General features: G+C 41.4%; 11 protein-coding genes. 7 read left to right on the top strand and 4 right to left on the bottom strand.

Annotated features, from left to right (window positions below; all coding sequences use genetic code 11):
• Positions 1 to 336: 336 nt before the first annotated feature.
• From jag to rpmH, 4 genes are all read right to left on the bottom strand, one after another.
• Positions 337 to 1,146 carry an RNA-binding cell elongation regulator Jag/EloR gene (jag, locus tag RL70_RS14100; protein ID WP_039044046.1) on the bottom strand — a complete coding sequence of 270 codons (810 nt, stop codon included), beginning with the start codon at positions 1,144 to 1,146 and terminating at the stop codon, positions 337 to 339.
• The gene (gene yidC, locus RL70_RS14095; RefSeq protein WP_039044045.1) at positions 1,143 to 1,925 is read right to left on the bottom strand and encodes a membrane protein insertase YidC; all 783 of its coding nucleotides are present in this window, start codon (positions 1,923 to 1,925) and stop codon (positions 1,143 to 1,145) included. The genes jag and yidC overlap by 4 nt, the downstream gene beginning before the upstream one ends.
• Before the next feature lie 73 nt (positions 1,926 to 1,998).
• A complete protein-coding gene (rnpA, locus tag RL70_RS14090) occupies positions 1,999 to 2,343 on the bottom strand; it encodes a ribonuclease P protein component (protein ID WP_039044044.1) in 345 nt (114 codons plus the stop codon).
• Positions 2,344 to 2,420: 77 nt separating this feature from the next.
• A complete protein-coding gene (rpmH, locus tag RL70_RS14085) occupies positions 2,421 to 2,555 on the bottom strand; it encodes a 50S ribosomal protein L34 (RefSeq protein ID WP_025784280.1) in 135 nt (44 codons plus the stop codon).
• A 520-nt stretch (positions 2,556 to 3,075) separates the two neighbouring features.
• Between rpmH and dnaA the strand changes: the two genes are divergently transcribed.
• The 7 genes from dnaA (at position 3,076) to RL70_RS14050 (ending at position 13,055) form a co-directional block, all read left to right on the top strand.
• Positions 3,076 to 4,425 carry a chromosomal replication initiator protein DnaA gene (gene dnaA / locus RL70_RS14080; RefSeq protein ID WP_039044043.1) on the top strand — a complete coding sequence of 450 codons (1,350 nt, stop codon included), beginning with the start codon at positions 3,076 to 3,078 and terminating at the stop codon, positions 4,423 to 4,425.
• A gap of 173 nt (positions 4,426 to 4,598) precedes the next feature.
• Positions 4,599 to 5,735, top strand: a complete 1,137-nt coding sequence (gene dnaN, locus RL70_RS14075) for a DNA polymerase III subunit beta (RefSeq protein WP_039044042.1) — start codon at positions 4,599 to 4,601, stop codon at positions 5,733 to 5,735.
• Between the two features lie 98 nt (positions 5,736 to 5,833).
• On the top strand, positions 5,834 to 6,073 hold the full coding sequence (gene yaaA, locus RL70_RS14070; protein WP_039044072.1) for a S4 domain-containing protein YaaA: 240 nt from the start codon (positions 5,834 to 5,836) through the stop codon (positions 6,071 to 6,073).
• Positions 6,063 to 7,187: a DNA replication/repair protein RecF gene (gene recF / locus RL70_RS14065; RefSeq protein ID WP_039044041.1), complete on the top strand. Its 1,125-nt coding sequence runs from the start codon at positions 6,063 to 6,065 to the stop codon at positions 7,185 to 7,187. Before yaaA ends, recF begins: the two co-directional genes overlap by 11 nt.
• A 79-nt stretch (positions 7,188 to 7,266) precedes the next feature.
• Positions 7,267 to 9,189: a DNA topoisomerase (ATP-hydrolyzing) subunit B gene (gyrB, locus tag RL70_RS14060; protein ID WP_039044040.1), complete on the top strand. Its 1,923-nt coding sequence runs from the start codon at positions 7,267 to 7,269 to the stop codon at positions 9,187 to 9,189.
• 80 nt (positions 9,190 to 9,269) lie between these two features.
• Complete coding sequence (gyrA, locus tag RL70_RS14055) at positions 9,270 to 11,831, top strand: DNA gyrase subunit A (protein WP_039044039.1); 2,562 nt, start codon at positions 9,270 to 9,272, stop codon at positions 11,829 to 11,831.
• Between the two features lie 111 nt (positions 11,832 to 11,942).
• Entirely contained in the window at positions 11,943 to 13,055 is a 1,113-nt protein-coding gene (locus RL70_RS14050) for an HD-GYP domain-containing protein (protein WP_039044038.1), read from the top strand.
• Positions 13,056 to 13,336: the final 281 nt, after the last annotated feature.

The following is a 13,336-nucleotide window of genomic DNA, read 5'->3' as shown; positions in this document are numbered from 1 at the left end:
CTAACAGTAAATTTTATCATAAATCGGTCTGTTGTCCTAGCATGTGGTACGAAAAAATGTGGATAACTTGAAAATTTTGTGGCTGTTTCCTCTTTAATGTCGATACAACAGCTTTTCAGTAAATGGAATTTGTATAAGAATGTCGTTTTCTCTACATGAAATGGTGCATGAAAACTGGAAATTTCACGTGTCAAATCAAGTTACTTTTATTCGAGTTGTGGTGATTTGATACGGGGACGATTCAATGAAATGAATGTAAGGATTTAGAGGTTTTGCAGTCTTTTTATACTTCTCCAGCTAAAAAAGGCATAAAAAAAAGGGCTTTTTTAGCCCTTTTTAAACAATCGGTTCTATCACTAAGTAACGACGTGGATCTTTGCCTTCAGAGTACGTTTCAATGTCAAGTCGGTCTGCTAATGCATGATGCAAGACTTTTCGCTCGTTCGAGGGCATCGGTTCCAGCTGAACCTTTCGCCCGCTCCGAATGGCTTTATCGGCCATTCGTTCTGCAAGTTGCACAAGTGCCTGTTCACGACGAACTCGATAATCTCCGACATCAACACGAACTACTTTGTAAGTCCCGGTTCCTTTGTTCGCTACTAGTTGCGCTAATTGCTGTAACGCATTTAGTGTACTTCCTCTTTTACCTATTAAAAATGCTGCTTTTTCACTTTCTAATTGAAAGTAAATGACTTTCCCATCTGTTTTATGGGTAAGTTGTAGATCTTCCACACCCATGTCGTTTGCAATCTGAGAGAGATACGCACTCGTTTCTGCGATAATTTCATCGTCCGTCAAGGTGGGTTCCGACAGTGCTATTGAGACAGTTTCTGCTTCGGAATCTAACTTTCCAGTTCGTTCTTCGGCTATTTCTATAGTAGAAACTTGAACGGAAGGCGGTTCTTGTACAAGTTCTTCAACACCCTTTTCTTCCTTAACATCTGAAATGGGTGAATTATTTTGAACCGGTTCTTCAGGGAGACGTTTAACTACTACTTCGGCAGCTACTGCACCAAAGCCGAGAAAACCTTTCTTCCCTTTGGTGATCACTTGGACATCGACTTGGTCCCGCAAAGTATTCAATTTCTCTAACGCAGAGGCGATTGCGTCTTCAACGGTTTTGCCGGTCTGTCTGATCTCACTCATTTCCGCTTAGTTCCCCCTTTCCCCTTGGGTTGCTCAACCACAACTTCTTTTTTCTTAAATGGTTTGTAGATGAAGAAGTTTTGAACAATCGAAAATGTATTTCCGACAACCCAATATAACGCGAGGGCTGCTGGTAAAAACGAACCGAAAATCATAATGAAAAACGGCATGATGTACATCATGATCTTCATCTGAGGGTTATCCATTGCTGGACCCGTGCGCAATACTAAGAATTGCATAATTCCTGCAAAAACAGCTAACGCAATACTTGGTGCTGCTAGATCAAACACAAGGAATTTGCCTAGTGGAATATCTGGTGATGCATTCATACGACTAATTGCATGATAGAAACCAATCAATATCGGCATTTGAACAAGTACAGGGAGACATCCTGCTACTGGATTGACTTTGTTTTCCGACATGACAGCTTGCATTTCTTCACGGTACTTCTGTTGAGTGACTGCATCTTTTGACTTGTACTTCTCTTTTAATGCCTTCAGTTTCGGTTGAATTGCTTGCATTTGTTTTGAACTTTGAGTTTGCTTCAATGTTAGTGGCAGTAAGATGAGACGTATAATAATCGTTACTGCGATAATTCCGAGCCCATATGTGCCAAGTAACTCTTTAAACGTTTCGATTAAAGAAACGAGTGGCCACACAATATATTTACTCCAAAACCCTTCACTGGAAGCCGATATAGGCTCATTGAAATCTGAACAGCCCGCCAAAAAAACGGACATTGCTGTTAGCATGAACAGCAACCCTGCTTTTTTCTTCAATATAGTTCCCCCAAATCTCATTCTTTTTCTAGACAGTCTTAGTGTCAGTGTATCACGAACGCTGATTTCAGTTCTACTTCTTCTTTAGTACGCGTGCGATTCGTAACACATGCTGCAAACTCTTTTTTGTTTCATGAAAATCTAATTTGGCCGCCGGATGTCTGGCGATAATGACATAATCTTGATCTTGCCGAAGATCTTCCTTCATCTCTAAGAAGGATTGGCGAATGCATCGTTTTATACGATTACGCATGACGGCGTTCCCAATCTTTTTGCCTACAGAAAGTCCAATTCGGAATTCATCCTGGTTTTCTGCTTTACATACGTACACAACGAATTGTCGGTTTGCAAATGATTTGCCGGTTTTAAAAACTCGTTGAAATTCTTCGTTCTTTTTAATACGTTGACTCTTTTTCATTAGGCACCTGCTCCATCGCGTGTAGTAGTAGTTTTGTGACTTTGGCATAAAAAAAAACCACTGAATGTGTCAGTGGCTTACGCTGAAAGAACTTTTCTTCCTTTTCTGCGACGGGCTGCAAGGACTCTGCGTCCGTTTTTCGAGCTCATGCGTGCACGGAAGCCGTGGACTTTTGCGCGTTTACGTGTATTTGGTTGGAATGTACGTTTCATGTTAGAAGACACCTCCTGCTTTACTGACTCAATTACATGTTACATATAACAGTCTTGACAAGTATAGCTGTCTGAAGAGTCATTGTCAAACGGTTTTTCCAGTATCACTTGAGTTCTTTCTCGAGATCTGGTTTATCTTCACCAAATTTCAGCACATATAGTTATCCACAAGTTTTTCCCTAGACGAAATTTTGTTCTGTGCATGATTGCCTTTTTGATTTTTTCAAAAACCAACAATTGTCGACAGCTTTTTCACATATCCCTGCTTGTGGATAACAATTCTGTCCACATTTGCCCACGATGTGCATAACTCATCCAATCCCTTGCGATGTAAGATCATTGCTGATACAATGAGAAAGATTTTGTTGTGTATATAATTTCATACATCTACCCTTATCCACAATTGTTAATAAGTTGTGGATAATTTTTTCAACAACTTTGAATAATAGTTACCCACAAGCGTGGAAACTGTGTATAATACATACTTCCGGGTTTAGTTCGGCGAAAAGGAGGTTCACGTGTGGAGCATTTAGAAAACCTTTGGCAGGAAGTTCTGTCGAAAGTAGAAGAAAAAATCTCCCGGCCCAGTTTTGAAACGTGGCTGAAATCGACAAAACTTTTATCGTACGGATCTGAAAATGTAACAATTGCTGTTCCAAATTCATTTTCAAAAGAGTGGTTGGAGACCCATTACGTACATTTAATAACAGGAATTCTTTCTGAGTTGACTGGCGAAGACCGGTTAATTCAATTTGTAGTTCCTGAAGACATGGCCGAGAAAGACTTTGCTGTGCCTAAACCAGTCGTTAAAAAGGTAGAGAAATCAGCTGTTGCTACGACGGCTGCTATGCTGAATCCCAAGTATACGTTTGACACGTTTGTCATCGGATCAGGAAATCGCTTTGCGCATGCGGCATCACTAGCAGTAGCAGAAGCGCCTGCCAAGTCATACAATCCGTTGTTCATCTATGGTGGCGTAGGACTTGGAAAAACTCACCTTATGCATGCAATCGGACATTATGTATTGGAACAAAATCCTGCCCTTAAAGTGGTCTACTTATCGAGTGAAAAGTTTACAAATGAGTTCATCAACTCGATTCGTGATAACAAAGCAGGGGAGTTTCGTGACCAATACCGAAGCGTAGATGTGCTGCTAATTGATGATATTCAATTTCTTGCTGGAAAAGAACAAACGCAAGAAGAATTCTTCCATACTTTTAATACGTTGCATGAAGAATCCAAGCAAATTGTCATCTCCAGTGATCGACCTCCGAAAGAGATCCCTACATTGGAAGATCGACTCAGATCTCGATTTGAATGGGGATTAATCACCGATATTGCACCGCCTGACTTAGAGACACGGATCGCAATTTTACGTAAGAAGGCTAGAGCAGACGGTCTTATTGATATCCCAAATGAAGTGATGCTATACATTGCCAATCAAATTTACACGAATATCCGCGAGCTTGAGGGGGCACTGATTCGTGTTGTTGCCTATTCATCACTCGTCAATATGGATATCACACCGGATCTTGCTGCAGAAGCATTGAAGGATATTATTCCGAATGCACGACCACGAATGGTTACTATTATTGATATTCAAAAGACTGTAGGGGAGCACTTTAGCGTGCGCTTGGAAGATTTCTCAGCTAAAAAGCGAACTCGCGCAATTGCATTTCCGCGTCAAGTTGCCATGTACCTTTCTCGTGAACTGACAGATGCTTCTCTACCTAAGATTGGTTCGGAGTTTGGGGGGCGTGACCATTCAACAGTCATCCATGCGCATGAGAAGATTTCTAAAATGGTCAAAGAGGATAAATCACTCCAACAAGACATACAAGATATTCGGGCAGCGCTAGGAAGAAGTTAACGAGACTGTGGATATCCTAGAATAACTAGTGCACGTTCACACACAAGTTATGCACATGTGGAAAACCTTACTTGTTATTCGTTCAAAGGGCTTTTCCACATATCCACAGCCCCTACTACTATTACTACTATTCTTTTAAGTACTTTAATTCATTATATAAGCGAGGGGTTCACATGAAATTTGAAATCATGAGAGATAAATTGCTCGAAGGTTTGAGCGATGTCATGAAAGCGATTAGTCAAAAAGTGACGATCCCGATTCTTACGGGTATCAAAATCGAAGTGACTGAAAAAGGATTAACGATGACCGGTAGTGATTCGGATATTACAATCTGTACATCCATTCCTGTAGAACAAGATGGTGAACAGATCATTCAAGTCATGGAAAGTGGCATGATTGTTCTTCAGGCGAAGTTCTTCAGTGAAATCATACGTAAACTTCCAACTAATGAAGTTGTGATTGAAGTAACGGAAGGCATGCACACACATATCCGTTCTGGAAAATCGGAATTCCATCTCATTGGATCCGATCCGTACGAATACCCGATACTACCTGAGGTCTCTGATGAACACCGGATGTCTTTGCCATCTGATCTCATCAAGTCTGTCATTCGTGAGACTGTGTTTGCAGTCTCTCAACATGAGACGCGCCCTATACTTACAGGCGTACATTGGGAGTTAAAAGATGGAGAGCTAGTTTGCGTCGCTACAGATAGTCATCGTTTAGCTAGTCGAAAGACAAGACCTGAACAAGTTCCAGAGCAACCATTCAGCATTGTAATTCCAGGAAAGAGTTTACAAGAGCTGAACAAGATTCTTCCGGATACACAGGAGCCAGTGGAAATCATTTTTGCCGATCAACAAGTATTGTTTAAAACACGTAATGTTTTATTCTATTCAAGATTGTTAGAGGGTAATTATCCAGATACATCACGTCTAATTCCTTCTGAATACAAAACATCTGTAACTGTAAACGGAAAACAGCTTTTGCAAGCAATTGACCGTGCATCATTATTAGCTCGTGAAGACCGTAACAATATCGTTCGTTTTTCAGCTGAAGGTGGCAATACTCTCGAAGTCTCTTCGAATTCACCGGAAGTCGGAAAGGTTGAGGAATTGATTGAGGCACAAGAAGTGACAGGCGAAGAGTTGAAAATTTCGTTTAGTGCTAAATATATGATGGATGCTTTGAAAGCGATTGATGGACAAAATATTGAAGTCCATTTCACTGGAACGATGCGTCCGTTCATCCTAAAAGCAACAGACAATGATTCTATTCTCCAACTCATTTTGCCAGTTCGCACATATTGAACAAAAAAGGATGGCCGTAAAGCGGCTATCCTTTTTACTTATAGTCAAAAGTCCGGTAAAATAGAAATACAACTAACTTTGTGAGGGATTGAATGCAAATGGAAGAAATACACTTCAATACGGAATATGTAACGCTAGGACAACTCTTGAAAATGGCTAATGTGATTAGCTCAGGAGGAATGGCAAAATGGTATCTCAGTGAGAACGTAATTTACGTGAACGGTGAGGAAGAACAGCGAAGAGGTCGAAAACTATATGATGGAGATCTTGTTATGGTGCCAAGTGCTGGTAAGTATAAGCTGATCGCTGATCCATATGGAACTCGGGATGTACATTGATCGCCTCGCGTTAACTGACTACAGAAATTACGCCTCCCTCGATTTATCATTTTCTCCGCACATTAACGTATTCATTGGCGAAAACGCACAAGGGAAGACCAATGTCATGGAAGCAATTTATGTGTTAGCTATGGCAAAATCACATCGAACGTCAAATGATCGTGAACTTATCCGTTGGGGCCAGGAGTATGGTAAAATAGAAGGTGATGTAGAACGCAAGTATGGACATCTTCCCATTGAGCTAGTAATTTCCAAAAAGGGAAAAAAGGCTCGTGTGAATCATATTGAGCAAAACCGGCTGAGTTTGTATATCGGGCAAGTGAACGTTGTCATGTTTGCGCCTGAAGATCTCAATCTCGTAAAAGGTAGCCCTCAAGTAAGACGGCGCTTCCTTGATATGGAGATTGGACAAATTTCGCCGGTTTATCTGCATGACTTACTGCATTACCAAAAACTCTTGAAACAGAGGAATGCGATTCTAAAAGATAACCGTGGAAAACGTCAATTCGAAGAGGTCATGTTTGACGTCTATACCGAACAGTTTGTCGATAAAGCGGTGCAAATTATAAAAAAAAGGTACTACTTTTTGGAGTTGTTGCAAAAGTGGGCTGGACCGATTCACCACGGTATTTCTCGTGGACTAGAGAACTTGGAAGTCTCTTATAGCACATTAAAAGAATTGTCACCTGCGCAATCCGATGACGAGATGAAGGATATCTTGATGAAGAAGCTAGCGGAGGTCAAAACGCGTGAACTTGATCGGGGTATCACTCTCATTGGACCACATCGCGACGATTTAACGTTTATGGTGAATGGTTATGATATACAAACCTACGGATCTCAAGGACAACAGCGCACGACAGCCTTGTCGTTAAAGCTTGCTGAAATTGAGTTAGTACGTCAAGAAGTAGGAGAAGCACCTATTTTGCTACTCGATGATGTGTTGAGTGAATTGGACGATTACCGTCAATCCCATTTACTGAATACGATTCAAGGGCAAGTGCAAACTTTCGTTACAACAACAACCGTTGCAGGAATCGAACACGAAACCATTCGTCAAGCTGCCATCTATGAAGTTGAAGATGGAACAGTGTCTAGACGAGACAACGTGTAAGACCTGTTTATGGATAGATACCGGAAAAATAAGACCGGGATGCCGGCGTGTTCTGAAAGGAAAGGTGAACAGTTTGGCCATGGAAGAAAAAGAGTTACAAAACGTATACGATGCCAATCAGATCCAAGTGCTGGAAGGGTTGGAAGCGGTTCGTAAACGACCTGGTATGTATATCGGGACAACGAGCGGAAAAGGTCTCCATCACTTGGTTTGGGAAATTGTCGATAATAGTATCGATGAAGCGTTGGCGGGTTATTGTGACCACATTGAAGTTACGATTGAAAAAGGGGATTGGATTCGTGTCGACGACAATGGTCGAGGTATCCCTGTAGGTATACAAGCTTCCACTGGACGTCCTGCAGTAGAAGTCATTATGACTGTGCTGCACGCCGGAGGTAAATTCGGCGGTGGCGGATATAAAGTTTCAGGTGGATTACACGGTGTAGGGGCTTCAGTCGTCAATGCCTTGTCCATAGAGACAGAAGCATTCGTTAAACTGAATAGCAAACTGTACTCGATTAAGTTTAGCAAAGGCAAAGTGGTTCAGGAATTGAAAGAAATTGGCGTTTCTGATGAAACAGGTACAACAATCCGATTTAAAGCTGACCCTGAAATCTTTACAGAAACAACTACTTACGAATACGGTATTCTAGCACATCGTCTGCAAGAGCTTGCTTACTTGAATCGCGGACTCAGAATTACGATAACAGATGAACGCGGGGAAGAAGCACGTAAAGATACGTATTATTATGAAGGCGGCATCAAGTCCTATGTCGAGCACTTGAACGAAAACAAAGAGCCGATTTATCCTGAGCCAATTTTCATTGAAGGAGAAAAGGACGGAATTTCAGTGGAAATCGCGATGCAACATAATAGCGGTTATGCTGATAACCTGCTCTCATTTGCAAATAATATTAATACGTACGAAGGCGGGACACATGAGTCCGGTTATAAAACAGCATTAACTCGTGTGATTAACGACTATGCTCGTAAAAATGGTTTGTTACGTGATGCCGATCAGAACCTTACAGGGGATGATGTACGTGAAGGATTGACAGCAATCGTCTCCGTTAAACACCCAGATCCACAGTTTGAAGGACAGACGAAGACAAAACTTGGAAACTCTGAAGTGAGCACAATTGTGAACTCATTGTTCTCAGAAGGATTCCAACGCTTCATGCTCGAAAATCCACAAGTTGCTCGTAAAGTAATCGACAAAAGCTTGATGGCGGCTCGTGCGCGTCTGGCTGCGAAAAACGCTCGTGAGTTTACTCGCAGGAAGTCTGCACTGGAAGTTTCGAGTTTGCCAGGTAAACTTTCAGACTGCTCATCACGTGATCCAGCGATTAGTGAATTGTACATCGTAGAGGGTGACTCGGCGGGAGGATCTGCAAAAGGAGGACGGGATCGTCACTTCCAAGCAATTTTACCGTTACGTGGTAAAATCCTCAACGTTGAAAAAGCCCGTTTAGATAGAATTTTAAGTAACGAAGAAATCCGCATGATGATTACAGCACTCGGTACTGGCATTGGAGAAGAGTTCAACTTAGAAAAGGCTCGGTACCACAAAATTGTGATCATGACCGATGCCGACGTTGATGGTGCACACATTCGTACTTTGCTTTTGACATTCTTCTTCCGCTTCATGCGTCCGTTAATCGAGGCAGGGTATGTATATATTGCACAGCCACCTCTTTACCGGGTTAAACAGGGTAAGAACGAAGAGTATTGCTATGACGAAGAAACTCTAAAAGAAATTTTGGGTCGTTTATCATCAACACCTAAACCAATCATTACTCGATATAAAGGTCTTGGTGAGATGGATGCTACACAATTGTGGGAAACTACGATGAATCCGGATCAGCGAACTTTGCTCCAAGTACATCTTGAAAATGCAATCGAAGCAGATGCGATTTTCAACCGACTTATGGGTGATGAAGTAGCTCCAAGACGAAAATTCATTGAAGATAATGCAATTTACGTGAAGAATCTAGATGCTTGATTGCCAAGCAGTGTGACTGTTATGGAGAGCCGCCCTTGTTTACTCACAAATAAGGGTCAGGCTGAAAGGAGTATGACAACATGGCAGATCTGCCAAAACGCGGTGTGCAGGAAATCAATATTAGCAAAGAGATGGAGACGTCTTTCCTTGACTATGCAATGAGTGTTATCGTCTCACGGGCACTTCCTGATGTGCGCGATGGACTGAAACCAGTTCACCGTCGTATTTTGTATGCAATGCAGGATCTCGGAAATACAGCAGACAAGGCTCATAAAAAGTCTGCTCGTATTGTTGGAGACGTTATCGGTAAGTACCACCCGCACGGTGATACTGCTGTTTACGATACGATGGTACGAATGGCACAAGATTTCAACTATCGCTATATGCTTGTTGATGGTCATGGAAACTTCGGTTCTGTAGATGGAGACTCAGCAGCAGCAATGCGTTATACAGAGTCTCGTATGTCCAGAATCGCTATGGAACTATTACGTGATATTAACAAAGATACAATCGACTACAAAGATAACTATGATGGTCAAGAAAGAGAACCGATTGTATTACCAAGCCGTTTTCCGAACCTTCTTGTCAACGGTACATCCGGAATCGCAGTAGGAATGGCAACGAACATACCTCCTCATCATTTAGGTGAAACGATTGACGGTGTTCTTGCACTTGCAGAAAACCCAGCAGTTACGACGGAGGAATTGATGGAAATCATTCCAGGTCCGGACTTCCCAACGGGCGGTATTATTTTAGGTCGTAGCGGGATCCGTAGAGCTTATGAAACGGGTCGAGGCTCTTTGTTAGTACGCGGTAAAGTTGAGATTGAGCAAGCGGCTAACGGTAAAGAAACAATTATCGTTTATGAGCTGCCTTATCAAGTAAACAAAGCTCGATTGATCGAAAAAATTGCTGAGCTCGTACGGGAAAAGAAAATTGAAGGAATCACACACCTTGCGGACGAATCTGACCGCACTGGTATGCGTATTGTCATCGAAGTTCGTAGAGATGCGAATGCCCACGTGTTGTTGAATAACTTATACAAGCAAACGGCGCTTCAATCCAGTTTTGGTATTAACATGCTTGCACTTGTCGATGGGCAACCTAAAGTTCTCGCATTGAAAGAAATTTTGTATCATTATTTGGAGCACCAAAAAGTTGTGATTCGACGCAGAACACAATACGAACTGAAAAAAGCAGAAGATCGCGCGCACATCCTTGAAGGATTACGAATTGCACTCGATCACATCGACGAAATTATTGCACTCATTCGTGGTTCTAAAACCGCTGATGAAGCTAAAAGTGGGCTAATAGAACGTTATAGTCTATCAGACCGTCAAGCGCAAGCTATTTTGGATATGCGCTTGCAACGTTTAACAGGATTGGAACGCGACAAAATTGAAGAAGAGTATCAGCAATTGGTACTGCTAATCAATGAATTGCGTGCCATTTTGGCAGATGAACTTAAAGTAATTGAGATTATTAAAGAAGAACTTCTTGAAGTCAAGCATCGCTTTGCAGACAAACGCCGTACAGAAATTACGCTTGGTGGTACGGATATGCTTGAAGATGAAGACCTGATTCCTGAAGAGAACTCTGTCTTAACGCTTACACACCATGGATATGTGAAACGCCTGCCGGCAAACACATACCGGAGTCAGCGCCGCGGTGGACGTGGAATTCAAGGAATGGGTACAAACAATGATGACTTCGTGGAGCACTTGTTGAATACATCTACTCATGACACGATTTTGTTCTTTACGAGCAAAGGTCGCGTATTCCGGAAAAAAGGTTACGAAGTTCCGGAGTTTAGCAGAACAGCTAAAGGATTACCGTTAGTGAATTTGTTAGATGTAGAGAAAGATGAAAAAGTAACAACGATGATTCCAATCGAAAAGTTTGAAGAAGACCAGTACTTATTCTTCACAACACGTGATGGCCTCGTCAAACGAACGTCTGTCATGGCATTTGCTAACATCCGTTCTAACGGATTAATTGCCCTACGTCTTCGTGAAGAGGATGAACTCATTAACGTGAAGTTGACAGACGGTAGCGAGACGATTGCTATCGGTACAAAAGATGGCATGCTCATTCAGTTCACTGAAGAGTCGATACGTCCATTGAGTCGTACAGCAAGCGGTGTGATTGGCATTCGTTTACGTGATGGCGATCATGTCATCGGCATGGATATCGTCAAAGAAGATGATGAAATTCTTGTGGTGACGGAAAATGGATTCGGTAAACGGACTCCTGTCGCCGAGTATCGCTTGCAGTCTCGTGGCGGATTCGGGTTGAAGACGCTAAATATTACGGAACGTAACGGTAAGATGGTTGCGATGAAATCTGTAGATGGCACTGAAGACCTCATGCTGATCACCCTCCATGGGATTTTGATACGCATGGATATTCACGACATTTCTATAATTGGTCGAAGCACACAAGGTGTTCGGTTGATTCGCTTAGGAGATGAAGAATTCGTCGCGACAGTTGCCAAGGTCGAAAAAGAATCATTAGAAGAACTAGATGAGACTGAAGACGAATCTATTGAAGAGGGTCAATCTAGCACATCTGACACTGAACCTCATGCAGATGAGATTGAAAACCTTCCAGAAAATTCATCAGAAACTGAAACAGAAGAGTAATACATTTAATACCGGTTTGGAGAAAATTCCAAACCGGTATTTTTTTGATGTTTAGAATAGAGTATGATGAGGAGAGAACAATCATCTGGAAAAGGAATGCGGTGAATAAAAATGGAAAACTACAAAAACTTAAGTGACCTTCGCCCAGGAACAACTATTGCCGAAGACATTTACGCAAATACAGCATTTCCCATCATTCGAAAAGGAACAACACTTGAAATTGAGCATCTAGAAGTGCTAGATTTATTTTCCATTAAAAGAGTGAAAGTAGAAGAACGTATCATTAATCGTGTTCAGACTGATCAGCGTGAAATAGGAAAGACTGATGTCATTTCAAGTGATATTGAACAGTTGCTTGAAAACAAAATCAGTAGAACTTCTGATTTGCATACGATGTATAAAAAAGCGGTGAATGATTATAAAAGGGAATTTACATCATGGAGATCTGGCGTGAAGCTAGACATTGCAAAAGTACGTTTACTCATTATGCCGTTGTTAGATTCGTATATGGAACATAAAAAGATGCTCGTATTATTGAATGAGTATTCGAATAGGAAAGAATATATCTACCACCATGCGGTCTCAGTAGGTATCTTGACTGCGGCACTCGCTAGTGAGCTTGACTATCCGAAAGGAACAACACTTCAATTAGGGCTAGCAGGAACGCTTACAGATTGCGGAATGGCAAAAACCAATCCGGCTTTGCTAGAAAAAGCAGCATTCTTAACAAAGGATGAATTTGCTGAAGTAAAAAAACACCCTGTGTTTAGTTATCAAATGATGCAGGATTCACCTTTGTTACGCCAAGAAATGAAATTAGCTGTTTTGCAACATCATGAGAGATTGGATGGAAGTGGATACCCTCGTGGAGATAAGGATGAAAAGATTTCACAGCTTTCTCAAATACTCGCCGTTGCAGACGTTTTCCATGCAATGACATGCGAACGAGTGTATCGCGCAAAAGAATCTCCATATAGAGTTGCAGAAATGATGAAAGAAGAGGACTTCGGAAAGTTCGATCCAACTATACTAGGTGCATTGTATGAAATTATAGGTATGCCTAGTATTGGCGATAAAGTTCTTTTAACAAATGGTGATGTGGGAGAAGTACTCTCAATAAATCATGATCGTCCCTTGCGTCCAAACGTGAAATTACAGGGAAGAGCAGAGATGGTAGATTTAAGTATGAATCGTTCGATTGCGATTGAAAAGGTAATAAACTAAATGAATAGTAGAAGATGATGAATCTTTATCCAAGCTTGCCGTTTCACGTCAAACGTTGAAATGGCGGGCTTTTATTTGTTTTTTAGAGATATATCTCTACGGATATATAAAAAGGGTTGCACTATTAAACTAGGCATGGTATATTAGAACACGTTGCTCTTACAGAAAGCATTTCAGTGAGTTGCAGCAATGAAAAAAAGAAGCTAAATAAAGTTGTTGACACGATGATTACAAGATGTTATGATGTAAGAGTTGTTAAAAACAAAACAGAAACACTATGA

Origin of the sequence: Sporosarcina sp. ZBG7A, assembly GCF_000813425.1 — a bacterium.
GTDB lineage: Bacteria > Bacillota > Bacilli > Bacillales_A > Planococcaceae > Sporosarcina.
Note: the sequence above shows the minus strand (reverse complement) of the source record. Positions and strands in the feature narration are given on the sequence as shown.